General features: G+C 70.2%; 19 protein-coding genes, 3 pseudogenes and 1 riboswitch. Of the genes and pseudogenes, 12 read left to right on the top strand and 10 right to left on the bottom strand.

Going from position 1 to position 24,277, the window contains the following annotated elements:
• The first annotated feature begins 85 nt into the window (after positions 1-85).
• A complete protein-coding gene (locus tag ACWD3H_RS29960) occupies positions 86-3,070 on the top strand; it encodes a carbohydrate binding domain-containing protein (RefSeq protein ID WP_355559791.1) in 2,985 nt (994 codons plus the stop codon).
• 141 nt (positions 3,071-3,211) lie between these two features.
• Here the strand turns inward: ACWD3H_RS29960 and ACWD3H_RS29955 are convergent, their stop codons facing one another.
• The gene (locus tag ACWD3H_RS29955; RefSeq protein WP_451957376.1) at positions 3,212-3,784 is read right to left on the bottom strand and encodes a putative glycolipid-binding domain-containing protein; all 573 of its coding nucleotides are present in this window, start codon (positions 3,782-3,784) and stop codon (positions 3,212-3,214) included.
• Positions 3,785-3,948: 164 nt separating this feature from the next.
• On the opposite strand from ACWD3H_RS29955, the gene ACWD3H_RS29950 reads away from it, so the two are divergent.
• Positions 3,949-4,824, top strand: a complete 876-nt coding sequence (locus tag ACWD3H_RS29950) for an AEC family transporter (protein WP_355559797.1) — start codon at positions 3,949-3,951, stop codon at positions 4,822-4,824.
• Positions 4,825-4,934: 110 nt separating this feature from the next.
• Here ACWD3H_RS29950 and ACWD3H_RS29945 read toward each other — a convergent pair whose 3' ends face one another.
• Positions 4,935-5,834, bottom strand: a complete 900-nt coding sequence (locus tag ACWD3H_RS29945) for a LysR substrate-binding domain-containing protein (protein ID WP_451957420.1) — start codon at positions 5,832-5,834, stop codon at positions 4,935-4,937.
• Between the two features lie 89 nt (positions 5,835-5,923).
• On the opposite strand from ACWD3H_RS29945, the gene ACWD3H_RS29940 reads away from it, so the two are divergent.
• Positions 5,924-7,270 (top strand): aspartate aminotransferase family protein, encoded by a 1,347-nt coding sequence (locus ACWD3H_RS29940; protein ID WP_451957375.1) that lies wholly within the window; start codon positions 5,924-5,926, stop codon positions 7,268-7,270.
• A 36-nt stretch (positions 7,271-7,306) separates the two neighbouring features.
• Here ACWD3H_RS29940 and ACWD3H_RS29935 read toward each other — a convergent pair whose 3' ends face one another.
• From ACWD3H_RS29935 to ACWD3H_RS29920, 4 genes and pseudogenes are all read right to left on the bottom strand, one after another.
• Positions 7,307-8,029, bottom strand: coding sequence for an MgtC/SapB family protein (locus ACWD3H_RS29935; RefSeq protein WP_451957374.1), 723 nt, complete (start codon positions 8,027-8,029; stop codon positions 7,307-7,309).
• An 83-nt stretch (positions 8,030-8,112) separates the two neighbouring features.
• Positions 8,113-8,382 (bottom strand): hypothetical protein, encoded by a 270-nt coding sequence (locus tag ACWD3H_RS29930; protein WP_451957373.1) that lies wholly within the window; start codon positions 8,380-8,382, stop codon positions 8,113-8,115.
• A gap of 95 nt (positions 8,383-8,477) precedes the next feature.
• Positions 8,478-9,104, bottom strand: coding sequence for an alpha-amylase family glycosyl hydrolase (locus ACWD3H_RS29925; RefSeq protein ID WP_451957372.1), 627 nt, complete (start codon positions 9,102-9,104; stop codon positions 8,478-8,480).
• Positions 9,094-9,306 (bottom strand): annotated as a pseudogene (locus tag ACWD3H_RS29920) (alpha-amylase family glycosyl hydrolase); the annotation flags it as partial. The gene ACWD3H_RS29925 and the pseudogene ACWD3H_RS29920, both read right to left, overlap by 11 nt.
• Between ACWD3H_RS29920 and ACWD3H_RS29915 the strand changes: the two are divergent.
• The 6 genes from ACWD3H_RS29915 to ACWD3H_RS29890 all read left to right on the top strand — a co-directional run bounded on the left by ACWD3H_RS29915 (position 9,284) and on the right by ACWD3H_RS29890 (position 16,843).
• Entirely contained in the window at positions 9,284-9,808 is a 525-nt protein-coding gene (locus ACWD3H_RS29915) for an RNA-guided endonuclease InsQ/TnpB family protein (protein WP_451957371.1), read from the top strand. The pseudogene ACWD3H_RS29920 and the gene ACWD3H_RS29915 sit on opposite strands and share 23 nt — an antisense overlap.
• 106 nt (positions 9,809-9,914) lie before the next feature.
• Positions 9,915-10,958, top strand: a complete 1,044-nt coding sequence (locus ACWD3H_RS29910) for a LacI family DNA-binding transcriptional regulator (RefSeq protein WP_451957370.1) — start codon at positions 9,915-9,917, stop codon at positions 10,956-10,958.
• Positions 10,959-11,115: 157 nt separating this feature from the next.
• Positions 11,116-12,078, top strand: a complete 963-nt coding sequence (locus ACWD3H_RS29905; RefSeq protein WP_451957369.1) for an alpha/beta hydrolase — start codon at positions 11,116-11,118, stop codon at positions 12,076-12,078.
• The gene (locus ACWD3H_RS29900; protein ID WP_451957368.1) at positions 12,078-14,312 is read left to right on the top strand and encodes an N-acetylneuraminate synthase family protein; all 2,235 of its coding nucleotides are present in this window, start codon (positions 12,078-12,080) and stop codon (positions 14,310-14,312) included. The genes ACWD3H_RS29905 and ACWD3H_RS29900 overlap by 1 nt, the downstream gene beginning before the upstream one ends.
• Before the next feature lie 300 nt (positions 14,313-14,612).
• Positions 14,613-15,542 carry a glycosyltransferase family 2 protein gene (locus ACWD3H_RS29895; protein WP_355559830.1) on the top strand — a complete coding sequence of 310 codons (930 nt, stop codon included), beginning with the start codon at positions 14,613-14,615 and terminating at the stop codon, positions 15,540-15,542.
• Positions 15,539-16,843, top strand: coding sequence for a polysialyltransferase family glycosyltransferase (locus ACWD3H_RS29890; RefSeq protein ID WP_451957367.1), 1,305 nt, complete (start codon positions 15,539-15,541; stop codon positions 16,841-16,843). The genes ACWD3H_RS29895 and ACWD3H_RS29890 overlap by 4 nt, the downstream gene beginning before the upstream one ends.
• Positions 16,844-17,214: 371 nt before the next feature.
• Here ACWD3H_RS29890 and ACWD3H_RS29885 read toward each other — a convergent pair whose 3' ends face one another.
• Both ACWD3H_RS29885 and ACWD3H_RS29880 read right to left on the bottom strand, forming a co-directional pair.
• Positions 17,215-18,399 (bottom strand): DUF6716 putative glycosyltransferase, encoded by a 1,185-nt coding sequence (locus ACWD3H_RS29885; protein ID WP_355559836.1) that lies wholly within the window; start codon positions 18,397-18,399, stop codon positions 17,215-17,217.
• Between the two features lie 137 nt (positions 18,400-18,536).
• A complete protein-coding gene (locus ACWD3H_RS29880) occupies positions 18,537-19,556 on the bottom strand; it encodes a hypothetical protein (protein WP_451957366.1) in 1,020 nt (339 codons plus the stop codon).
• Positions 19,557-19,714: 158 nt separating this feature from the next.
• Here ACWD3H_RS29880 and ACWD3H_RS29875 point away from each other — a divergent pair, with 158 nt between their 5' ends.
• The 3 genes from ACWD3H_RS29875 to ACWD3H_RS29865 all read left to right on the top strand — a co-directional run bounded on the left by ACWD3H_RS29875 (position 19,715) and on the right by ACWD3H_RS29865 (position 22,551).
• On the top strand, positions 19,715-20,593 hold the full coding sequence (locus ACWD3H_RS29875; RefSeq protein ID WP_451957365.1) for an oxidoreductase: 879 nt from the start codon (positions 19,715-19,717) through the stop codon (positions 20,591-20,593).
• A gap of 18 nt (positions 20,594-20,611) precedes the next feature.
• Positions 20,612-21,190 (top strand): TetR/AcrR family transcriptional regulator, encoded by a 579-nt coding sequence (locus tag ACWD3H_RS29870; protein WP_355559844.1) that lies wholly within the window; start codon positions 20,612-20,614, stop codon positions 21,188-21,190.
• A gap of 493 nt (positions 21,191-21,683) precedes the next feature.
• Positions 21,684-21,822: riboswitch (cyclic di-AMP (ydaO/yuaA leader) on the top strand.
• A gap of 18 nt (positions 21,823-21,840) precedes the next feature.
• Entirely contained in the window at positions 21,841-22,551 is a 711-nt protein-coding gene (locus ACWD3H_RS29865; RefSeq protein WP_451957364.1) for a CHAP domain-containing protein, read from the top strand.
• On the opposite strand, the pseudogene ACWD3H_RS29860 reads toward ACWD3H_RS29865, so the two are convergent.
• Positions 22,451-22,984: pseudogene (locus ACWD3H_RS29860) on the bottom strand (mycothiol transferase); the annotation flags it as partial. The gene ACWD3H_RS29865 and the pseudogene ACWD3H_RS29860 overlap by 101 nt on opposite strands.
• A 30-nt stretch (positions 22,985-23,014) precedes the next feature.
• A pseudogene (gene iscB, locus ACWD3H_RS29855) lies at positions 23,015-24,251 on the bottom strand (RNA-guided endonuclease IscB).
• Between the last annotated feature and the right edge of the window lie 26 nt (positions 24,252-24,277).

The following is a 24,277-nucleotide window of genomic DNA, read 5'->3' as shown; positions in this document are numbered from 1 at the left end:
CGGGCCGGACCTCGGCCCGGCCCACCATCCCGGGTGCCCACCGGCGCCCCGGCCCACCCCCCACCGCCTCGCACAGAGGAACCCCATGCGCTCATCTCCCAAACGCGCCCTCAGACTGCTCACCGTCGCGGCCTTCGGCCTGACCTCCGCCGTCGTCCCGCTGTCCGCGGCCCTGGCCGCCAACAGCGTGACCGTCTACTACGCCACCGGCTGGACGACCGCCAACATCCACTACCAGCCCACCGGCGGCGCCTGGACCACCGTCCCCGGCGTCGCCATGAACGAGACCGCCTGCACCGGCTGGAAGAAGAAGACCGTCGACCTGGGCTCGGCCACCGGGCTCAAGGCCGCCTTCAACAACGGCTCCGGCACCTGGGACAACAACAACGGCGCCGACTACACCATCGGCACCGGGACCGTGAAGGTCTCCGGCGGCCAGGTGACGTCGGGTGACCCGTGCTCGGGAGGCGAACCACCGGGCAACCAGGCCGTCGTCTACTTCTACAAGAAGACCAGGGGCTGGACGACCGCCAACATCCACTACCAGCCCACCGGCGGCGCCTGGACCGCCGTCCCCGGCGTCGCCATGAACGAGACCGCCTGCGCCGACTGGGCCAAGAAGACCGTCAGCCTGGGCTCGGCCACCGGGCTCAAGGCCGCCTTCAACAACGGCTCCGGCACCTGGGACAACAACAACGGCGCCGACTACACCATCGGCACCGGCGTCAGCACCGTCAAGAACGGCGTCGTGACCGGCAACGCCGCCGACCCGTGCACCCCCGAGGTTCCGGACACCGAGAAGCCCAGCACGCCGACCGGTGTGACAGCGGCCGCGACCGGTGTCTCGATCGCGCTGGCCTGGAGCCCCGCCACCGACAACGTCGGGGTGACCGGCTACAAGGTCACCCGCACCGGCGGCACCGGGGGAACCAAGGTCGTCGACGTGACGGCCACCGTGCACTCCGACACCGGCCTGGCGGAGAACACCCTCTATCGCTACACCGTCCAGGCCAGGGACGCCGCCGGCAACCTCTCCGGGGCGAGCGAGGAGGCCACCGCCACCACCGGGAAGAAGCCCGAGGAGCCCAAGGGCGGCACCCCGCTCGGCGGCGACCCGCGCGAGGACTCCATCTACTTCGTGATGACCGCCCGGTTCGCCGACGGCGACACCTCCAACAACCGGGGGGGCAGCCAGCACGTGAAGTCGGGCAACGCCGCGAACAACGACCCGATGTTCCGCGGTGACTTCAAGGGCCTGGTCGACAAGCTCGACTACATCAAGGGCCTCGGCTTCTCCGCCCTGTGGATCACCCCGGTCGTGCTCAACCGCTCCGACTACGACTTCCACGGCTACCACGGCTGGGACTTCTACCGGGTCGACCCCCGCCTGGAGTCCGAGGGCACGTCATACCAGGATCTGATCAACGCCGCCCACGCCAAGGGCATCAAGATCTACCAGGACGTCGTCTACAACCACAGTTCCCGCTGGGGCGCCAAGGGCCTGTTCACCCCCACCGTGTGGGGCGCGCGCGACGATCAGTGGAAGTGGCTCTACAGCGAGAAGGTGGCGGGCCGGGAGTACGACCCGATGCAGGAGCATCAGGGGAACGCCCCGGACCTGACGGCCGCGCAGAACGCGATGGCCAAGGGCAGGCCGTACAACGGCGACCAGTGGTCCACCACCGAGCCGGCGGGCAACACCTGCCGTAACTGGGGCACTCCCACCCAGTGGAGCAGCCCCGAGGGGTACCGCATCTACAACTGCCAGTGGCCGAATCCGACCTCCGGCATGTTCCCCGCGAACTACTACCACCAGTGCTGGATCGGCAACTGGGAGGGCGAGGACTCCCGTAGCTGCTGGCTCCACGACGACCTGGCCGACTTCAACACGGAGAGCAAGGTCGTCCAGGACTACCTGATCGACGTCTACAACAAGTACATCGACATGGGCGTGGACGGTTTCCGCGTCGACACCGCCGTGCACATCCCCAGGGTCACCTGGAACCGCCGGTTCCTGCCCGCGATCCGCGAGCACGCGACCGCGAGGTTCGGTGCGGAGAAGGCCAAGGACTTCTACGTCTTCGGCGAGGTCGCCGCGTTCGTGCACGACAAGTGGAACCGCGGCTCGGTGAACCACTCCGCCCAGTTCTTCACCTGGAAGGAGCGCAAGGAGTACAGCGCCGACGACGTCCGAGCGGCGATCGAGCAGTACGACTACGAGAACCTGATGGGTCCGGGCAACCAGCCCACCAGCACCAACGCCACGCTGAACGGCAACACCTACCACGCGCCCGACCACAGCAGGTTCTCCGGCATGAACGTCATCGACATGCGCATGCACATGAACTTCGGCGAGGCGTCCAACGCGTTCGGTAACGGCAAGGACTCCGACGACAGCTACAACGACGCCACCTACAACACCGTCTACGTCGACTCCCACGACTACGGCCCGAACAAGTCCTCGGTCCGCTACGACGGCGGCACCGACGCCTGGGCGGAGAACATGAGCCTGATGTGGACCTTCCGCGGCATTCCGACGCTCTACTACGGCTCGGAGATCGAGTTCCAGGCGGGCAAGCCGATCGACTGCGGGCCGACCTGCCCGCTGGCCACGACGGGGCGCGCCTATTTCGGTGACCACCTGGCGGGATCGGTCACCGCCTCGGGCTTCGGCACGGTGTCCAGTGCCTCGGGCACGGTGGCGCAGACCCTCGACAAGCCGCTGGTCAAGCACGTGCAGCGGCTCAACCAGATCCGCAGGGCCGTCCCGGCGCTGCAGAAGGGGCAGTACTCCACCGAGGGTGTCTCGGGCGGCATCGCCTACAAGCGTCGTTTCACGCAGGGGTCCGTGGACAGCTTCGTGCTGGTCTCGGTCTCCGGAAACGCCACCTTCACCGGCATCCCCAACGGCACCTACGTCGATGCCGTCACCGGTGACAGCAAGACCGTCACCGGCGGAACGCTCACCATCTCCCTGAGCGGCAAGGGCAACATGAGGGCCTACGTGCTCGCGCTGCCCGGCAACCCCGCTCCCGGCAAGATCGGCGTCGCGGGGCCGTACCTGAGGTGACCGCGTCCGAAGGCACCGCCCGGATCGGCTCGGAGGCCGGATCCGGGCGGTGTCGCGCCTTTCACCGCGCGCGATGCCGCACTCCCCCGACGTAGGTCGGCTCCGGCTCCCCCACCGGGGTGTCGCGGCGGGCGCGGGCCGTCAGGAGTCGATCAGCTTCGCGAAGCCCGGGTAGTCGACCACGATTCCGTCGTCGTCGAAGACGAGGTCGGCGTGCAGGCCCCCGCTCTCGCAGCGCACCAGGTTGGGACCGAGGTGGGTGTAGCGCTGGGGATGGTGGCTCACGTGCAGGTGGGGCACCTGGACCGAGGCCGTGACGATGTCCACGTGCCCTTTGGAACCGTTGAGGCCGTGCCGCAGGACCGGCATGGTGTGCGTCAGCGGCGAGAGCTCCAGATCGCAGTCGAGCGCGTCGTTCAGGACGTTCATGTCCCCGCCGGGCAACGCCCCGTCCAGGTGCCCCTCCTCGTAGGTCTCACAGGACCAGGCTCCGTGGACGGAGCGGCGCAGATCGAGGGACCGGGACCAGCCCGCGCCGTGAGCCCGTACCGTCAGCAGCTCGGTGATGTATCCGGGCAGCACGCGCAGCGTGTATTCCAGCCGGTAGGGCACCGGATCCGTGCCGATCGCCACACCGACCGCCACCATCTCCCCGGTGAGGTCGACCTCCGCGTATTCGGCTCCCTCGTCCTTCAGCCACACGAGCCCGCGCATCGCCGTCCCCCCGCCCGCTCCTTCCCGGCCCACGAGTGAGATGACCCGGCGGCACGGGAATACCCCTGGCCGGTGAGCGTGAACCTCCACACCATTCCAAGAACGTTAAACAAGACGCGTACCCCCTCGGCTCTCCGGCGCGGGGCCCGGCTACGGTATGCCGGGTGCAGGCGGTTATTGCGGCGTTCGTCCCGATATGGTGCATCGGTGCCCTCGGCTGGCTGGCCGCCCGTTCCGGGTCGGCGAGCGTTCAGGTCCGGCAGGCGCTGACGAGGTTCGCGTTCACCATCGCGATGCCCTCGGTGCTGTTCACCACGCTCAGCCGTACCCCGCTCAGCCAGATCCAGCCCGGCCCGCTGCTCGCCTTCGCGATCAGCACCTTCACCGTCGGCCTGCTGGCACTGGCGCTGTTCCGCGGCAAGCTGCCCGACCGGGTGACCGGCGCGATGGCGTCGTCCTATGTCAACGCCGGCAACCTCGGCATCCCCGTCGGCCTCTACGTCCTGCACGACGCGACGTTCGTGGTGTCGGTCCTGATGTTCCAGGTCCTGGTGGTCTCCCCGCTGCTCTTCCTCGGTCTCGGGGCCGGCGGCTCGTCCTTCCTCGCCCCGCTGCGGACGCCGATCGTGGCGGCCTCGATCCTCGGCCTGGGCGTGTCCGCCCTCGGCTGGCGGTTGCCCGACCTCGCGCTGCGGCCCCTGGAGATCCTCGGTGGCGCCGCGGTGCCCCTGGCGCTCTTCTCACTGGGCATGTCCCTGAACGGCTCGGCCGTCGCCTGGCGCGGAATCGGACCGGTGGTGGTGCTCAAACTACTGCTCCAGCCGCTGGTCGCTCTCCTGGCCGGACGTTTCCTCCTCGATCTCGACGGTCCCGCGCTCTTCGCGGCGGTCCTGTTCGCGGGACTTCCGACCGCCCAGAACACGTTCGTGTACGCCGCCGAGCACGGCCGTCCCACCGAACTGCCCCGCGACGCCATCCTCGTCTCCAGCCTCCTGTCCCTGGTGACCCTGTCCGTCATCGCCCTGCTGGGAGCCGGGTGATCCGAGAGATCCGTCCGTCCGGTACGTTCGTTCATCATCTGGGCGAGCGTGGTGACGAAGTGCCGTCTCCCGAGAACGAGGTCCATCGCGCCCAACAGCGCATGCGGGCGCTATGAGGCGTGAGTGGAGGCCTGCCGAAGTGCTTCGATCACGGTCGTGATCGCGGGCCGTCGCGCGCTGCCGGAGCGAACGGCAGCCACGATCTTCCGATCGGAGAGACCGATGATCGGGCGAGCGACGACGCCGGCCCTGGGCTCGACCGCGAGCTCGGGGAGCACCGCGACGGACAGTCCTGCGGCGACGTGGGAGAGCAGCACACCGTAGCTGGAGAAGCGACCGGCGACGATCGGCTCGAATCCGGCGAGCCGGCAGTGACGAGGAACGAGCTCACCCAGGTACGTGCCCGAGTGGTCCAGCGCCCACCGCTCCGCGGCGAGATCGGTGAGCGAGACGACGTCGAGCTCCCCCACCGCATGAGCCGCGGGCGCGACAAGCAGGAGCGGGTCGGTCGCGAGCGGGATCACCGTGATGATGGGGCTCAACAGCGAGCCGTCGGCTTCGTCGACGGTGACCACGAGATCGCAGCGGCCCTGATGGAGCGCCACCATGCTCTCGCGCGGCTCGATCTCGAGCAGCTCCAGCCTCAGCCGCGGGTGCGTGCGCGCCACAGCCGTCACCGCCTCGATCAGGATCGGGGCGATCGAGCTGGCGAACCCGCCCACGCGTAATTGTCCCGCGGGTTCGGTTGTGACCTCGGCCAGCTCCGCCTCGATGGAATCCATGTGGTCGCGCAGCTCGCGCGCCCGTTCCACGAGCGTCGCACCGGTCGGCGTGAGGGTGAGGGTTCGGCCAACCCGTTCGAAGAGCTGCACTCCCGTCTCGGCCTCCAGCACTGTGAACTGCTGCGACACCGTCGAGGGGCTCAACATCAGTTCCGCCGCCACGGCGCGCACGGTTCCGACCCGCTCGAACACATCGAGAAGCCGAAGTCGCCACGGGTTCAGAGTCATGACACGCAGCCTACTGTTCGATGGAACCGAACAGAATGATGGAAATGCTGTGATGGACATGCACAGTCTGACGTCAGTACCGTCGAACCATGCCGTCCATCGCCTCCGAACCCCCACTCGCCTCCGATGTTGCGTTCTGGTCAGATGTTGACAAGCACGTCATCCGGTACGGCGCCCCGTTCGTTCCGGAGATAATCGCGCGCGCCGAGGGAAGTTTCGTCTACACCGAAAGGGGGCGGAAGATCCTCGACTTCACGTCGGGGCAAATGAGTTCCATCCTCGGCCACTCGCACCCGGAGATCGTGGCGACAGTGCAGCGCCAGGTCGCCGGTCTCGACCACCTCTACAGCGGCATGCTCTCCAGGCCGGTCGTCGAGCTCTCGCGACGCCTGGCCGAGACGCTGCCCGACCCTCTCACCAAGACCTTGCTGCTGAGCACGGGTGCGGAGTCGAACGAGGCGGCTATCCGGATGGCGAAGCTTGTGACTGGAAAGCATGAGATCGTGTCGTTCGCACGGTCCTGGCATGGCATGACCCAGGCCGCAGCCGGGGCGACCTACAGCGCAGGACGCAAGGGATACGGTCCGACCGCCCCGGGCAACATCCCGATCCCGGTCCCCTACGAGTATCGGCCCGATTTCATCGACGCAGAGGGGCGACTTGACTGGCGGCGCCAGCTCGACGTCGCCTTCGGGCTCGTGGACGCGCAGTCCACGGGAAACCTCGCCGCCTGCATCATCGAACCGATCTTGAGCTCCGGGGGAGTCATCGAACCGCCGCTCGGCTACCTCGCGGCACTCAAGCGCAAGTGTGTGGAGCGCGGGATGCTCCTCATCCTCGACGAGGCTCAGACCGGGCTGTGCCGTACCGGCACCTGGTACGCCTTTCAGCGCGACGGTGTCGTTCCCGACATCCTGACCTTGTCGAAGACGCTCGGCGCCGGCCTGCCACTTGCCGCAGTCGTCACCTCGGCCGAGATCGAACAGGCCGCCGCCGAGCGGGGGTTCCTCTTCTTCACCACGCACGTCTCCGACCCCTTGGTCGCCGCCGTCGGCAACACCGTGCTCGACGTGCTCGAACGTGACGCGCTCGATGCGCGAGCGACCGAGTTGGGGGCGTTCCTGCGCGCCGGTCTGCTGTCCATCCAGCACCGGCACGCCATCGTCGGCGACGTGCGTGGCCGCGGACTCCTCCAGGGAATCGAACTCGCGCCCGGCACCGGCGCCGAGGAGAGCTCGGACGAGCTCGGAGCGGCCATCACCCGCCGCTGCCTCGAACTCGGCCTCCACATGAACATCGTGCAGCTGCCGGGAATCGGCGGCACGTTCCGGATCGCCCCCACTCTCACCAGCACCGAAGACGAGATCACCCTCGGCCTGGAGATGCTCGACCAGGCGATCGAAGACGTGATCACACGAACGCACCTCGCTGCTTGACCGGGAAAGGGGAGAGCGCCACGGTGGCGACGGCCGTCAGACCGTGGGCGCGTTGGCGTCCTGGCTCACCACCGCGAGCACCCCGTCGATCTCGGAGAGCGCGGTGGTCAGCTCGGTTATCAGGCCGACTCCGTGCACGGTGAGCCAGAGCGAGACGGTCTCCGGGACGTGGCGCTCGCCGCGCTGGTCGATGGAGAGCTCGTCCACGACGAATCCCCGGTGCGTGCATTCGGCCAGTACCAGCCGGAGCACGCCCCTCCTGTCGAGATAGGTCAGATGGAGCCGTGAGGGGGCGTACCTGGACCAGGGAAGCCGGTCGGCCAGCGGGGTGAGGACGAGTACCGTTATGAAATAGCCCACGGTCACGGCCGTCGCCAGCAGCCACAGCCCCGCCCCCGCCGCCATGCCCACCGCGGCGGTGAGCCAGATCGCCGCGGCGGTGGTGAGACCGCGGACCGCGTCGCCGCGGACGAATATCAGGCCGGCGCCGATGAAGCCGATGCCGGAGACGATCTGGGCGGCCACCCGGGACGGATCGAGGGTGACGTGCTCTCCCAGCACATCGGCGAAGCCGTATTTCGACACCAGCATGAACAGGGCGGCGGCGAAACCGACCAGGGCGTGGGTGCGCAGTCCCGCGCTCTTCTGGCGGATCTCCCGCTCCAGGCCGATCGCGGCCGAGAGCACGAAGGCCAGGGCCAGCTCACCGATCTGCGTCCAGCCCTGTCCTGCCAGGTCACCGAGAGGTGCCAGCGCCACCACCTCCAGGTCGGGCCGGCAGGCCCCTCCCGGCCCCGGCCCGCCGGGAAGGGCCGGGCCGCCGCTCGGTGTCTCTTTCCTCGCTACGCCACCTCCGCGGCCTGCCCGGCTTCCCGCAAGAGGGGCGAGAACCGCTGTTCGGTCAGATAGTGACCGATCCCGACGATGAGCACGAGGGGCCATTCGACGACTCCGAGCGCGCCCAGCGCACCCAGCACGCCGTAGAAGACCAGTCGGTCCGCCGGTGGCACGGTCAGCGTGCCGATCACCGGCAGGCTGATGTGCGGCCGCTCCGACCCACCCGCCTGGTCGCCCGCTCTGCCATCCAGAGCGATGGCGGTTCCCTTGACCATGACAGCCTCCGTGAATCACGACGTACTGTCGCAAGTCCCCGGCCTCACGTGGCCTGTAACGCCGTTTGATGAGAACTTTGCCCGTCCCCGGGTCCTCAGCTCCGGGCCAGGCGCCAGATGTGGAAGGCCAGGCCGTCGGCGGGCAGCGTGACGCTGCCGTCGGCCTCGGGGGACAGTTCCGCGTCGCCGTACACGGGCAGGCACCGGGCGCCGAGCGGGAGCCGCACCGGCCGGTGGGCGGCGCGGGCGGCCAGGATCAGCAGGCGTTCGCCCGCGCGCTCCCGGACGTAGACCACGGCGTCCTCGGAGACGTGCAGCCAGCGCAGGCCTCCGTGGCGCAGGGCGGCCTCGCCCCGGCGCAACGCGATCAGGTCGCGGTAGACACCGAGGGTGCCCTGGTCCCACCTCTCCGGCCGGTCCCAGGGCATGGTCCGGCGGGAGTCCTCTCCCCACGCGCCCTCCAGGCCGATCTCGTCGCCCGCGAACACCACGGGCGTGCCGGGCAGGGTGAGCATCAGCCCGGCGGCGACCTCCACCAGGGCGGGGTCCCCTCCGCATATCGTGCGGATCCTGGCGGTGTCGTGGGAACCGAGGATCGACCAGGAGTGGACCAGCGAGCGCCACGACAGGTGGCCGGAGAAGGCACGGATCGTCGTCGGTGAAGAAGAACATCTCCCGCTCGGCGGCACCCTTGTCCCGCAGCGCCGCCTGGAACCAGGCATGGGTGTCGCCGCAGTGGTTCGTCGTGAGGTCGCCCAGGATGCGCATGCCCCTGCGATGCACCTCGTCGATCAGCGCGCGGTAGGCCGCGTCGCCTCCGAGCAGCGGGTCGACCTCGGCGAAGGAGGAGGCGTTGTAGCGGTGGTTGGAGGCCGCAAGAAAGACCGGCGTCAGGTAGAGGGTGTCCGCGCCGAGGGCGGTGATGTGGTCCAGCCTGGAGCGGACGCCGTCCAGGTCGCCGCCGAAGATCTGCCGCGAGGTGTCGGGCCCGCTCCCCGCGACGGGGTCGTCCCAGCTGCGGGGGATCGCCCACGGCGGCAGGTCGCGTGTCGTGCCCGAGGCTGCACGCACCTCCTCCGGTATCGCCCTGGAAGACCTGGGCGGAATCCGGGAGAGGGTACGGCTCCGCAGGCCCCAACGGGTCACGCTCCACTCCTGGGCCTTCTCCCAGCTCGGGACCTTCCTTGAGTACAAGGCGCGGCGGGCGGGCGTCCCGCTGGTGTACGTCGATCCGGCCTACACCAGTCAGGAATGCGCCGACTGCCACCACATCGAGAAGGACAACCGGGTCGGCCAGGCCCTCTTCATCTGCCGGAACTGCGGGGTCGTTGCCCACGCCGACCGGAATGCCTCCCGCAACCTCGCCGCACGCGGCGAGGCTGCGTGGATCGCGGGGCGTGAGTCACGCGTCCCGGCCACCCCATAGGTGGTCTGGACGGAGGAGGCCACACCACAGCCAGTGGTGCCCTACCTCCAAGCCCGGTCCTTTAGGGCCGGGTCAAGTTGACAAAGCTGATCCACAATCACTGACCATGGCGGCACGACTCGACGAGATCGCCCGGCAGGCCGGGGTCAGCAAGGCGACGGTCTCCCGGGTGCTCAACGAGCGCCCCGGAGTGAGTCCGAGGGCCAGGAGCGCGGTGCTCACCGCCATGGACGTGCTCGGTTACGAGCGTCCGAACGGGTTGCGCCCGCGAAGCTCGGGGCTGGTCGGGCTGATCACCGCCGAGTTGCAGAATCCGGTTTTCCCGTTCTTCGCCCAGGTGATCGAGACGGGGCTGGCGCGCCACGGATACACCGCGGTTCTGTGCACGCAGACCCCCGAGGGGGCAGGTGAGGACGAGTACGTCGGGATGCTGCTGGACCGTGGCGTCTCCGGCATTCTCTTCGTCTCCGGGCTGCACGCCGACACGACCGTCGACCACTCCCGCTACCACGGCCTCAGGCGGCGGCTGCCCATCGTGTTCGTCAACGGTGACGTCCCGGGCCTCGGCGTTCCCTGTGTCTCCTGCGACGACGTCACCGCGGGCCGTATCGCCGCGCGCCACCTCGTCGAGCTGGGCCATCGTCGCATCGGGTTCCTCAGCGGCCCGTTGCGCTACTCCACGGTCCAGCGGCGGCTCGCCGGATTCCGTGCCTCGCTGCGGGAACTGGGCCTGGGGCACGACGCCGACGACCTGGTCGAACTGTCGCCCTTTGACGTCGAGGGCGGCCAGAGCGCCGCGTCCCTGCTGGTGCAGCGGGGCGCCACCGCTCTGGTCTGCGGCAGCGACCTGATGGCGCTGGGCGCGGTACGTGCGGTACGGCGGTACGGTCTGAGGGTGCCCGAGGACGTCTCGGTCGTGGGCGCCGACGACTCCCCGCTCATGTCCTTCACCGACCCGCCGCTCACCACGGTCCGCCAGCCCGTCCAGGCCATGGGGGTCGCGGCCGTACGCGCCCTGCTCGACGAGATCAAGGGGCGCCCCGCCAGGGCCGCCGAGTATCTCTTCCAGCCCGAACTCGTGGTCCGCGCGTCCACTCGGGCCCGATGGGCCTCCCACGACCGGAACGTTCCACCGGACCAGGTTCTCTGAGCCGGCGCCGGGCGGCCCGGTGGATCATGACGTACCCTCCGGCACCCGCCTCAAAAGCGGCTGTGACCCCGTTCGTGGGGCACTTTGTCCGTCCCATCGGCCCTCGACGCGTCGAGTAGGCTTCACGCGATCGGCGGGAAGCGGGAGTATTGGCGGCGTGAACCGCACAGCTGTACGTCTGGGAGTGTTCCTGCTGGCCGCCGTGGCGGTCGTGGCGGTACTGATGGCACTGCTGCCACCGTCCTCGCCCGGCAGGCTTGACGGTGGCGCCTCGCGAACCCCCGCCGTCGCGGTGAAGAAGCTGGGCGGCCGCGACCACGAGCTCACCGTGACCTCCACCGCGCTCGGCCGCGAGGGCATGGTCCGGGTCCTGCTGCCCGAGGGCTGGACGCCGGACTCGGGTCCGTGGCCGGTGCTGTACCTGCTGAACGGCTGCTGCCAGTCCGACTACGACACCTGGGTCACCAAGGGGGAGGCCGCGAGCCTCACCTCCGGCTACCGGGCGATCGTGGTCATCCCCGAGGGCGGCACCGTCGGCTTCTACTCCGACTGGCGCGACGGCCCCGGCTGGGAGACCTTCCACCTCACCGAGGTACGGCGGATCCTGGAGCGCGACTACGGCGCCGGGGACCGGCGGGCGGTGGCGGGACTGTCCATGGGCGGGTTCGGGGCCATGTCGTACGCGGCCCGCCATCCCGGCATGTTCCAGGCGGCCGCCTCCTTCTCCGGGGTGCTGCACACCCGCGACGGCAACGGCGGCGTCGACTGGCTGCTCAACCGGAACGGCGAGGACTCCGCGAAGCTCTGGGGCCCCCCGCGAGACCCCGAATGGGCCGCCCACAACCCGGCCGATCTCACCGGCGCGCTGCGCGGGGTACGGCTCTTCGTCTCCAGCGGCGACGGCTCCCCCGGCCCGCTGGACGGCACCTCCGAGCCGCGGGACGAGGGCGAGGCCGCCCTGCTCCGCCAAGCCGTGACCTTCGCCGAGCGGGCCAGGGCCAACGGCGTCGACGTGACCGTCGACTTCTACGGGCCCGGCACCCACAGCTGGCCCTACTGGAGCCGCGGCCTCGAACGCGCGCTCCCCATGCTCATGGACTCCATCGACGCCGCTCCCTGATGACCTGGGACACCTCCTCGAAAGGTGTACCCACCCGTGCGTCGGGGCGCCGAAAGTTAAGGCTGATGACTCTGGGCGTTCAACTCAGGCACCCCTCGCCGGTCACCCCCGTGACTAGCGTTCGTCAAACACCCCAGTTCAGGGGCGTTTGTCGCATGTCACGAGGAGCCACCTTGCGAGTCCTGGCCGTTGTCCCCGCCCGCGGAGGTTCGGTGGGCGTTCCCCTGAAGAACCTGGCCCCGGTGGGCGGCAGTCCCCTGGTCGCCCGCGCGGTACGGGCCTGTGTGCGGGCCAAGCTGGTCGACGAGGTCGTGGTCAGCACCGACCACGCCGGGATCGCCGAGGTGGCCCGCGCCGCGGGCGCGACCGTGATCGACCGGCCGGAAGAGCTGAGCGGCGGGACCGCCTCCAGCGAGTCCGCGGTGCTCCACGCGCTCGACCACACCCCCGACGTCCCCGACGTGGTCATCCTGGTGCAGTGCACCAGCGCGTTCATCGACCCCGCCGATCTGGACGGCGCCATTGCCAAGGTCCTGGACGGCAGCGCCGACGTGGTGTTCTCCGGGCTGGAGACGCACGAGTTCCTGTGGAGCGTGAACGGCGCGGGCGTCAACCACGACCCCTCCCACCGGCCGCGCCGCCAGGACCGCGAACCGCAGTTCCGCGAGACCGGCGCCTTCTACGTGATGCGCGCCGAGGGTCTGCGCGAGCACGGCCACCGCTTCTTCGGCGCCGTCGCCGTGCAGCGGGTCTCCCCGCACCACGCCGTCGAGGTGGACACCCCCGAGGATCTGGAGATCGTACGGGCGCTGGCACCGTTCGTGGACCGGCCCGAGCCGATCGACGTGGACGCGGTGATCACCGACTTCGACGGCGTGCACACCGACGACCGCGCCTACGTCGACCAGGACGGCCGCGAGATGGTCGCGGTCAGCCGCTCCGACGGCATGGGCATCTCACTGCTGCGCCGCTCCGGCGTCAAATTGATGATCATGTCCACCGAGCACAACCCGGTGGTCGCGGCCCGCGCCCGCAAGCTCGGCGTGCCCGTCCTGCAGGGCCTGACCGACAAGCGGACCGTGCTGCGCGACTGGCTGGCCATCGAGGGAATCGACCCGACCCGCGTCGCCTACGTCGGCAACGACGTCAACGACCTGGGCCCGATGAGCGACGTCGGCTGGCCCGTCACCGTCCCCGACGCCCACCCGAAGGTCCGCGCCGCAGCCAGGACCGTGCTGACCAGGCCCGGCGGGGCCGGGGCCGTACGGGAGCTGTGCGACCGGGTCCTCGCGGCCCGCCCGGCGGACGAGAAGGTCGCCGGAGGGACCGCGCCCCGCGCCGAGCTGAGGCTCGCCCCGGTCGCCAGGCCCGTCCAGATCGGCGACGCGCTGATCGGCGCCGGACAGCCGGTCTACGTGATCGGTGAGATCGGCATCAACCACAACGGCGACCTGGACATCGCGCGCCGGCTCATCGACGTGGCGGCCGAGGCGGGCTGTCAGGCCGTCAAGTTCCAGAAGCGCACGCCGGAGATCTGCGTGCCGCTGGAGCAGCGCGACCAGATCCGGCAGACGCCGTGGGGCGAGATGACCTACATGGAGTACAAGCTCAGGACCGAGTTCGGCCTGGAGGAGTACTCCCAGATCGCCGAGCACTGCCGGAAGCGGGGCCTGCACTGGTTCGCCTCGCCGTGGGACGTGCCGTCCGTTGAGTTCCTGGAGTCCATGGGCGTGGTCACCCACAAGGTCGCCTCGGCGAGCGTGACCGACCTGGAACTGCTCCGCGCGCTCGCCGCGACCGGCAAGCCGATCATCCTGTCCACCGGCATGTCCACGCTGGAGGAGATCGACCAGGCGGTGGAGCTTCTCGGCACCTCCAAGCTGGTGCTGATGCACGCCACCTCCACCTACCCCCTCCCCCCCGAGGAGGCCAACCTCCGCACGATCACCACACTCCAGGAGCGGTACGGCGTACCGGTCGGCTACTCGGGCCACGAGCGTGGCCTGCAGATCTCGCTCGCCGCGGTGACCCTGGGGGCGGTGACCGTGGAACGGCACATCACGCTCGACCGCACCATGTGGGGCTCCGACCACGCCGCCTCGCTGGAGCCCTCCGGGCTTGAGCACCTGGTCCGCGACATCCGCATCATCGAGACCGCCCTGGGCGACGGCGTCAAGCGGGTCTTCCCCGGCGAGCAGGCCCCCAAGTCCCGCCTCCGCCGCATCACTGTGTAGATGGCGACGCCGGCGCGCCGCGGTGAGGCTGCTCTTATCCGGCTCCTTCCCTCGTCGAGCGGGGTCGCTCGTTCCTCACGACCCCGCTCTCCTCAGTCCAGTCGCCGGCGCGGCCTCACGGGTAGTCCCCGTCAAGGGGAAAGTGAGGGGGGCGACGCAGGGCTTCTGCGTTGGGAACCCTTCGCTTCTTGGTCCAGTCGCCGGCGCGGCCTCATGGGTAGTCCCATCGGGGGGAAGGTGAGGGTGGTCGACGTGAGGGTTCTTGGTTGGGTCGTCTGAACTGGGGATGGGAGGGCGAAGTTGATCAAGTTGTCGGTGGTGGTTCCGGTGCGGGACGCGGAGAGCTACGTCGGGGACGCCTTGGCGTCGCTGGCCAGGAACGCGCGGCGGGACTTCGAGTTCATCGTGGTGGACGACGGGTCGGTGGACGCGACCGGGCAGATCGTCGAGGACTTCTGCCGTGATCTGCCCGGTCTGGTGGTGGTCCGCAACGACGCGCCGGTCGGACTGGCCGACGCGCGTAACCTCGGGATCTCCCTCGCCTCCGGCCGCTACCTGACGTTCATGGACGGCGACGACTGGCTCGCGCCGGGATATCTCGGGGACCTGGTCGGCGCGATCGAGCGGCTGGACTGCGACTTCGTCCGGGTCGACCACGTACAGGCGGAGGGCCGCAAGCGGACGATCCACCGGGCGCCGCTCGCCACCCGCGAGGTGGTGCTGAAGCCGCGCGACCACATCCTGCCCGATCACGCCAGGACCATGGTGGACTACCCGTACGCCTGGGCGGGGATCTACCGCCGGGACCTCGGCGACCTGCTGACCTTCCCGGGGCACCTGCACACCGCCGAGGACAGGCCGTGGATCTGGCGGCTGCACCGCGACGCGGGTTCGTTCGCGGTGGTGTCACTGGCCGGGCTGTTCTACCGGCGGATGGTGGCGGGCTCGCTGACGCAGACCGGCGACGCCAGGCAACTGCACTTCTTCGACGCCTTCGACCTGGTCTTCGCGGACCTGGAGGAGGAGTTCATGCCCAAGGCGGTGCGCACCTTCCGCGCGTTGCTGGCCCATCACCTGGAGCTGGGCGAGCGCCTCTCCCCCGAGCTTCGAGCCCGCTTCGAGGAGCGCGGTGCCACGACACTGAGGCGGTTCCCCGCCGACCTGCTCGCCGGGACCGCCCTGGACCCCGAACGCGATCAGATCCTGCTCGACCTCCTGGAGCGCCGATGACGCAGCTGTTCTACGCCTCGACCCTGTTCGGCGCGATGACGCTGGCGGCGGCGATCGACGACGGCCGTTTCGGCCCCCGCCAGGGGCGCCGGATCCTGCTGGTCTCCAACAACGCGGCCATCCCGGAGATCACCCCGGCTCTGGACGAGACCCCGGGCTTCGCCACGCTGCGCCCGCGCTTCGACGAGATCCACTCGTGGAACGAGATCCTGGCCCCGCTGCATCCATCGGACTGGAAGGCACGCGTCGTCGAGGTGCCGATGCTGGGCCGCCTGCTCCGCTCGCGCCTGTCCCTGGGAGCCGGGCCCGCCGAGCTGGTTCTGGAATCCGTCGCGGTCCCCCCTGCCAGGACGCTGGCCGGACTGGTCAGGGACTGCCCGATCTCGGTCTACTCCGACGGCCTGATGAGCTACGGCCCGACCCGCGACCCGCTGCCGCAGGAGATCTACGGGCGGATCACCCGCCTGCTCCACCTCGACCTGGTGCCCGGTCTTCGGCCGCTGCTGCTCTCCGAGTACGGGGTGCCCGCCGAGCCCCTTCCCGACCGGGCCTTCCTTGACGTGGTCGGCCACCGGGCCGCTGACCCACCCTCGGGCCGGGCGATGATCCTCGGCCAGTACCTGTCCGCCCTCGGCATCGTCACCTCCGAGGAGGAGGCGGAGCTCCACGCCGACATGCTGCGCGGCCTCGTCGCCCGGGGGTTTTCGCGCGTGCTGTTCAAACCGCACCCGGCCGCCGGGCGGCGGCATGCCCAGCGGCTGCGCGAGACGGCCGCCGAGCTGGGCGTCGAGCTGGACGTGGTGGCGGAGACCGTCCCGGCGGAGTCGTGCTTCGCCACCCTCGGGCCCGAGCTCGTGGTCGGCTGCTTCTCCACCGCTCTGATCACCGCCGGGCGGTACTTCGGGCTCCCGGTGGCGACGGTGGGCGGCAAGCTGATCCTGGAGCGGCTCTCCCCGTACGAGAACAGCAACCGGATCCCGGCGACCATCACCGACGCCCTGCTGCCCCGCCTGTCGACGGACGGTTCGCTGTGGGAGCCCCCGCCGGTGGACGTCTCCGCCCTGGTGGGCGCGGTCGGCTACTGCATGCGGAGCGAGGCGTATCCGGGGCTGCGCGAGCAGGCCGCGGCCTATCTCCAGGCCTGCGGCCCCGACCGCTACTTCAAGCACCGGCGGCTCGCCGCCCTGGACCTGATCGCCACCCCGGCCACCACCGCATCGGCCGGCGCCCCGGTCGCCGCCCCCCGGGAGCGGAGCCCCCTGGGCAGGCTCCGCAGCCGCCTGTCGAGAACCTTTCCCTGAGCCGCGCGGCCACAGCGGCACGGCACGGGCGGGAAACGGCGGATCGCCCCGCGTCCCCCGTGCCGCGCCCTCTCCTCCGGTCCGGAGGGGGGCGCGAGCGCCGGCCCAGCGCCCTGAGTCGACGCGCTCTTGGGCATGAGTACCGCGTGTGCGGCACCTCTGCGGCTTCCTGCCTCGTCGACCCGCGCCACCGGGGTGGCCTTGTCGGGTCTCCACAGGCTTGCGAACCCTTCCGGTTCCGTTCCCGCTCATCCAGCGGTACCTGACGCGGTCACGCCGGCATGCGCTGATTCGCCGTTAACGGCGAATCAGCGTTCCCTGCCCCGCCACGCGGGAGAGTCCGTTTCCCCTCCGGTCTGAGGGGCGGAGCACTACGGACGGCTCAGGTAGCGGCGCATCCGGCGCTTGGCGCGGTAGCCGATGCGCAGCACGTTCGGCGGGACCTCCACGCGCATCCGGGCGCGACGGCGGGCGGCGGCGTACTCGGGGCCGTCGAGCAGGGACTTGGCGGGGACGAGGCGTCCCGAGCGTGCCTGCCCGACCAGGGAGACCATCCGCGAGACCCAGTCGCTCTCGTCACCGGGATGGAAGTAGTTGTCCCTGCACCAGCCGTCGTCCGGGTCCAGGAAGCGCCCCGCGGAAAGATCGTCGAGGGTGCCGAGCAGGCCGCTGTCCTCGAAGACCAGGTTGATCATCTCGGCGCCCACCCCGAAGTCCGACAGCACCAGCAGGGGCACCTTCTGGGCGATCGCCTCCAGCGCGGCGGTCGAGCTGACGGTGACGAACCCGGCCGCGTGGGCCAGGTGCTCGTGCATGGGCCCCACCGCGAAGCGCACGGCCCCGGCGCGCACCCTGCCCTCCTCCACGAGCGACTGCCACAGGCGCTGGTAGTGGTGGCGCTCATTGTGGGTCTGCCGCTCGCCGTCCAGGGCACGGAGCTTGACGACGACGTCCAGATCCGGCCGTCGCCCGGCCAGTTCGGCCAGGGCCAGCAGGATGCTCTCGCGCTCCTGTCTCCGCTTGGGCACCTTGGCCTGGGTGGCGAACACCACCCGGTCCCGCGGCCCGATGCGGGCGACCTCCTCCTGGCCTCGCAGAAACGGCAGCCGGGCCAGCCCCACCTGGCCGCCCCCGCCCAGCTCACGGCCCATCGCCGAGAACTCCTCGACCTCCCGCCCGCTGTGCAGCACGAACAGCTCGCATCCGCTGCGAAACAGCCAGGCCTTCTCGGTGGCGGGGACGGAGATGCCAGGCAGGCCCGAGACGAACACCGGCCGTGGCCGCAACCCGGCCAGCACCTCGCCGACCAGCACGTCCACCACGGGCCCCGTGCAGGCGGCGAGCACCACGTCGGGCCCGAGCCGCTCGGCGGCCCGGCGCAGCGCGCGGGCCGAGAGCACCGGCGGATCCGCCGCCGAGCCCGCGACCGCGGCACTGATCTGCGCCGGGGACGGGGTGATGGGGGTGCGGATGACCGCCAGCTCCCTCGTGCATCCCGAGGGCAGGTCCCGCAGCAGGCAGGCCGCCCACTTCAGGTAGGAGTCAGAGTCGGCCACGGCCAGGACCTTCAACGAGAACCTCCAACGGGGATCCCCCGCTTCATATCCGATTTCACATGGGCGGACCCGGCGCGGCTCGCATCCCGGGGCGGCACGCCACCGGCCTCCGGCCGCGGGGTCACGAGGTCACGAGGTCATGCCCCGGTGGCTCCCGTGTCGTGATGGGCGAACATCGACAGGTGGGAGCGGAGCGAGGGGGCCGCCTCCACCGTCCACCACTCGTCCGGGACGTCCACCGTCTCGACCGGGACGCCCCTGGCCGAGAGCAGGACCCGCAGGGAGGTGACCGCGGTGGACGGCAGGCTCAGTACCCGCTGCCCGGCGGCCAGCCCGCGCAGGGTCATCTCGGCGGGGATCCCGCCGCCGTAGACGGTGATCCCGGGCTGCTCCCCGACCCTGGCGAGATCGTGGGGGTCCTCCCTGCGGTGCGGGAAGTAGGCCACCGGCCCGGCCGAGCCGAGAGCGGCCAGCCAGCCGAGGTAGTGGTCGCGGTGGATCAGGCCGTTGCGGACCAGCGAGGTGCCGAGAACGACCGTGAGCTCCTTGGGACGGGGCACGCGCAGCGGCTGCGACCGCAGCCAGGCGAAGTCGTGGGTGATCAGCTCGGCCCCTCTCGCCCGTACGGCCTTCGCCAGGTCCGCGGGAACGGGCAGCGCTGTGAAGATCGACAGCCGCCCCGAGCGGGCCGCGGCGCGCAACCTGAGTCCGGCCGCCGCGCCGAGGGCGGTTCTGAGCCGTCCCGCCTTCCCCCGGGCCCTCAGCAGGGGCGTACCCGCGTGGCCGACGAGCAGCTCCAGGAGCCTGATGGTGGCCAGCCCGTCGTCGACGATCACGATACGGCCGGGGCGCCCGGTGAGCCAGCGGAACTGGACCTTGCCGGAGAAGGCGTCGCCCACCGCCCAGGTCACGCCCCGGTGCGGCCTGGGCATGTCCGGCCGCGCGGCGGTGAGCTCCAGGCCCGGCGGCAGGGTGAGGCGCCCGAGCTCGCGCCCGGTGGCGGCCAGGGGGCGGAGCCTCGCCCTGGGCACGAGGTGGCTGCGGGCACCGAGCAGCCCCGCGTGGTGGGCCTCCACGGCGCAGAGCATCTGCAGCGGGGATTCCACCCAGGCGATGGCCGAACCCTGATCCCGCGCGTGGTCTCGACCGTCCTCCACGCCGGGTGATGACCCGTTCACGACTGACCCAAGCTAACCCGGTGGCCTTAAGCGCCGGGGAACCACGGATGAACAGCCGCCCACGCGTGCTTGCGCGCGGTCTTTTCGATCTTTATCGTGGTGTACGGAACCGTTTCGTACACCACGGAGGAGTGAGCATGTGGACAGCCGATGAGATTCCCGACCTGACCGGCTCCACCGCCGTGGTCACCGGGGCGAGCGGCGGCATCGGCGTACCGACGGCACTGGAGCTGGCCAGGCACGGTGCCAGGGTCGTCATGACGGCACGCGACCCGGACAGGGGCCGGGCCGCGCTGGAGGCGGTCAGGGCGGCGGCGCCGGGGGCGACGGCCGAGGTGAGAGCGCTCGACCTGGCCGACCTCCGCTCGGTACGCGCCTTCGCGGACACCGTCGACGGGCCGCTGGAGCTGCTGGTCAACAACGCCGGGGTGGGCCCGATGTCCCGGCGGACCACCGCCGACGGCTTCGAGACCCAGTTCGGCGTCAACCACCTGGGGCACTTCGCCCTGACCGGCCTGCTGATGCCACGCCTGCTGGCCGCCTCCGCGGCCCGGGTGGTCACGGTCTCCAGCGACGCGCACTCCCTCGGCGCGATCGACTTCGAGAACCTGGGGCTGGAACGCGGGTACGGCATGTTCTCCGCGTACAGCCGTTCCAAGCTGGCCAACCTGCTGTTCGCCGTGGAGTTGCAGCGCCGCGCCGACGCCTCGGGGGCGGCGCTGCTGAGCCTGGCGACCCACCCGGGCATGACCGCCACCGGCATTCTGAAGCCGGGCGCCCTCACCCGCCCCTTCAACGCGCTGATGCGCCTGGTGGCACAGCCGGTCGCCAAGGGCGCCAGGCCGTCCCTGTACGCGGCCACCTCTCCCGAGGCGAGAGGCGGGCAGTACATCGGCCCGGGGCCGAAAGTGCTGCGCCCCTCGCCGAAGGCACTGGACGAGGCGGTGGCGGCGAGGCTCTGGGAGAGGTCCGAGGCGCTGACCGGCGTACGATTCGGGGAGATCCGCCAGCACTAGCGAACCACCGGAGGCACCTTGCGTCTCGACCCCACTCGGGAGCGGGCGATCCTCGACGCGACGGCCGGTCTGCTGTCCGAGGTCGGATACGACCGGATGTCCATCGACCAGATCGCCAGGCGGGCCAGCGCGAGCAAGGCCACGATCTACCGTCGCTGGGCGGGCAAGGAGGCGCTGGTCGTGGATCTGATCTGCAACCACCTTGAGATCGACGTCGTGCCGCCGCCCGACACCGGGTCGATGCGCGGGGACCTGATCGGGGTCGTGGACGGGTTCTGCCGGATACTGGAACGGAAACAGGCGATGATCTTCGGCCTGTTTCCGGCGTTCCTCACCTCCCCCGAGCTGGCCTCCGCCCTGCGCGACAACGTGCCCCGCCCCGACATCACCGGCACCGTCCCGCTGCTGGAACGCGCCAGGGAGCGCGGCGAGCTGCCAGGGCCGGTGGACCCCGCGGAACTCAGGAAGGCCACCGAGGCGCTGGTGTGGTACCGGCTGCTCTTCACCGGTAAGCCACTGGATCGGGAGTTCGTCGAGGACACGGTCGACCGGTTCCTGCTCCCGCTGTTCCGATCCTGGTCCGGCCAAGAGAGCTGAGGCCCGCCCTGCCGCCGGCGGGCCCCTGAGCCGCCGAACCTCGTTCGGGCCTTCCGGGGGAGCGGGACGCATCCGCTCCGCACTTTTTACCATCGAATATTTGTTGCAAAAAGTTAAGGCCTGACACCCTTACCGGCGAGCCTCCCGATCATGCCATACCATCCCGGGTCAGGCGATCCACCGGCGGGTACCACACGGCTGGATCGCCGAGGAAACAGGGGATCCCGCCCGCGACGGGGCCGCGACCCCGTCCACCGCGACCGGCCGGAGGACGAGGGTGACCCGCCTCCTTCCCAGGCCAAGCGACCCCCCGTCGTACCCCTGCGACTTGGACGTATCACCAAGTCAGGGCAATGTGTCCTACTTGTAATCGTCTGTCCGAGTGACGTACGTTCGTCCTGTTCATGGCAAATGTCTGGGTCTGTATAGATCTAAGCATTGCCGTCACATTGCCCGACCGTGTTCCACCTGGGCGGAACCCCTCCGCCCGCGGTGAGCACGGCCGCCGAATCCGCGAAGTCTGCGGAACCGGGGAACCACGTTCCTGGGGTGAATCAGCGCGTTCTCGCGCCGTAGGGCACTTCCCAGCCCGAACCCGTCAGCTAACCCGGTAGGCGGCATGGAAGCGAAGCAAGGAGTCGAACCCCGCTATGACCAAGCACCGCCTCACCCCCACCTTCAGCGCCCCCCGCGTGGCGAGCGCCCTCCTGGGCGCCTGTGTCGTCCTGGCGACCGGCTCCGTGGGCTCCGCAGCCCTGGCCGACAGCCACACCGCTCTTAACCCGCCCGCCGACGCGAAGATCTCCGAGGTCTCGCAGCACAAGCCCGCGAGCACCCCGCTCGAGATCGCGGCCCAGAGGCTGCCCAAGGTCTCCGCCGCGCAGGTCCTGGACCTCGCCTCCAAGCAGATCGGCGTCCGCGAGAACTCCCAGGGCGGCGGGACCAAGTTCCACTCGTGGTACATGTCCTCCCCGCGCGCCAAGGAGACCGTCGCCCGTGACGGCGGCACCATCCAGGGCTACGCCAACGCCCCCTGGTGCGCGATGTTCGTCTCCTGGGTCGGCGAGATGGCCGGCATCCGGCCCACGATGGGCTGGGACGCCTACACCGTCACCCACGCCAAGTGGTTCAAGAACAACCACCACTGGGGCACCACCCCCACTCCCGGCGCCGTCGTCTACTTCGACTGGGCCGGCGGCAAGAGCCTCGACGGCATCGACCACGTCGGCTTCGTGAAGAAGGACAACGGAGACGGCACGATCACCACGATCGAGGGCAACACCGGCAACGGCAACGTCGAGCAGCGCATCCGGCCTGTCTCCCAGGTCGTCGGCTACGGCTACCCCGTCTACGCCAACTGATCCACACCCGCCGCCCGCGCCATCCCCCATGGGGCGGGCACCCGGCACCCCGCCGGTGAACGCGGGCCGATCCGCACTCGCCCAGGGGCGCCGCTCGCTCGAGCGGCGCCCCTGACGGCGTTCCCCCGGCCGCCTTCGCGACTCCTTCGCATCGATCGTCCCACCGTGGTGCCCCTTTCGCGGTGACGTCCAGCGCCCCGGTGGCATCCACGATGCCGCGAGAGTGTGCGCACTCCTCATCCCAGGCCCTGAACGCCTCATCGACACCGGCTCCATCGACGTCGGATTCGGGGTGCTCGCCGGATTCCGGGGGCCGCCAGAGGTTCCGGCGGTTCTCTCCGTTCAGCACGTTCCGGAACCGGCTTCGCTCGACCACGCCCATGTGCCGGACCAGCCCGAGCAGGGACGGCTCCGAGGGGGTGCGGTCTTTTCTCCGAGCTGCTCGGCGGTCAGGCCCGCGATTTCATCGGTTACCTCCAGCGTGGAGACCCCCGCCTTCAGACGGGGGAGGAAACGCGGCACGGTGCCGCGTTTCTGAATGGGTTGCGTAGCCGTAGCCGTCCGCTCTCTGGAGCATGCGAACGTGGCGGTGGCCGATGCCCTGCACGGTGCCGTGCCGGGTGGTGATGTTGAAGCTTCCGGTGGTGCGGACGGCGACCCGGCCGGTGTGAACCCCGGCCTTCTTGCCTGCCGGGACGTTTGCCCGGACCAGGTCGCCGGTTTGGAAGCCGTGGTGCAGTTTGCTCCGTGGCCGGGCAAGACGGGGGAACCCGTATCGGTCGGGGACGGTGCGGGCGTAGGTGCCGCGCCCGGTCGCCGTGACCACCAGGACCGTGGACGGCCAGGCAGTCACGCTCTCCAGTTCGCCGACGTGCAACGCGTCCAACGTGTGGGACTTCGGAGCGCCGGTGCGGGAGCGGTTCCATTTGGTGCGCCCGCCGGAGGCGCCTGCCACGGGCAGGCCGGTGGCCTTCAGCGCCTGCCACAGTGCCCAGCGGGTGGTGTTGACGGCGGCGGCGTCGCGCAGCGGTGCTTTCGCCTGCTTGAGGATCTTCGTCAGGAGGGTGGGCTTGTCCTTGAGGAACTCCTGCACGGGGGTGGCGTTCTTGGTCTGGTTACAGCCGATGCAGGCCAGGGTGAGGTTGCTGACGCGCTCAGAGCCGCCCCGGCTGCGGGGGTGGATGTGGTCGAGGTTGAGCGGTACGCCGCTCGCGCCGCAGTAGGCGCAGGTGCGCCCCCACTTGGCCAGCAGGTATTCGCGGACCTCGTACCCGGCGAGGGTGCCCCGCTGGTAATCCGCTCCTTCGAGCGGCCGCCCGGCCGACAGGGCGTGGGTGTCGAAGGAGACCTTCTCCACGTGGACGGCGGCCACGGGCGCCCACCGGGTCAGCCGCGCCACCCACGACATGGTGGTGTCGCAGCGACGGCGCGAGCCACCCCTGCGGCTTGGTGCGGTTGAGGAACCGGGGGGAACGGTAGCGCAGGTTCCGCGACCGCCTCCCTCGCCGGTACGCAGCCCGCGAGGCGAGCCTGTCGCGGATCAGCACGCCCCGGTGGTCGAGCCGGATCGCATACCGTCCGGCCCGGCTCCCGGCCTGGCCGGTGAACACCCCCAGGCCGGTGTGCCTGGAGCCGGGGTCGATGCCCACGTGCACGCCTTCGACGGTCGAGGTCGCCGCGTCGCGGTCCTTGAGACGGATGACGAACGGTGTGTGACGGTGAACCA

The sequence above is a fragment of the Streptosporangium sp. NPDC002607 genome (genome assembly GCF_053592655.1).
The sequence above is the reverse complement of the archived record's forward strand: the minus strand, read 5'-3'. Positions and strand labels throughout refer to the sequence as shown.

Excerpts from the sequence above, each read along its gene's own strand:
- ACWD3H_RS29960 (WP_355559791.1), top strand. The coding sequence starts at position 86 with ATGCGCTCATCTCCCAAACGCGCCCTCAGACTGCTCACCGTCGCGGCC.
- ACWD3H_RS29955 (WP_451957376.1), bottom strand. The coding sequence starts at position 3,784 with ATGCGCGGGCTCGTGTGGCTGAAGGACGAGGGAGCCGAATACGCGGAG.
- ACWD3H_RS29945 (WP_451957420.1), bottom strand. The coding sequence starts at position 5,834 with ATGACTCTGAACCCGTGGCGACTTCGGCTTCTCGATGTGTTCGAGCGG.
- ACWD3H_RS29940 (WP_451957375.1), top strand. The coding sequence starts at position 5,924 with ATGCCGTCCATCGCCTCCGAACCCCCACTCGCCTCCGATGTTGCGTTC.
- ACWD3H_RS29930 (WP_451957373.1), bottom strand. The coding sequence starts at position 8,382 with ATGGTCAAGGGAACCGCCATCGCTCTGGATGGCAGAGCGGGCGACCAG.
- ACWD3H_RS29925 (WP_451957372.1), bottom strand. The coding sequence starts at position 9,104 with ATGCCTGGTTCCAGGCGGCGCTGCGGGACAAGGGTGCCGCCGAGCGGG.
- ACWD3H_RS29910 (WP_451957370.1), top strand. The coding sequence starts at position 9,915 with ATGGCGGCACGACTCGACGAGATCGCCCGGCAGGCCGGGGTCAGCAAG.
- ACWD3H_RS29900 (WP_451957368.1), top strand. The coding sequence starts at position 12,078 with ATGACCTGGGACACCTCCTCGAAAGGTGTACCCACCCGTGCGTCGGGG.
- ACWD3H_RS29890 (WP_451957367.1), top strand. The coding sequence starts at position 15,539 with ATGACGCAGCTGTTCTACGCCTCGACCCTGTTCGGCGCGATGACGCTG.
- ACWD3H_RS29875 (WP_451957365.1), top strand. The coding sequence starts at position 19,715 with ATGTGGACAGCCGATGAGATTCCCGACCTGACCGGCTCCACCGCCGTG.
- ACWD3H_RS29865 (WP_451957364.1), top strand. The coding sequence starts at position 21,841 with ATGACCAAGCACCGCCTCACCCCCACCTTCAGCGCCCCCCGCGTGGCG.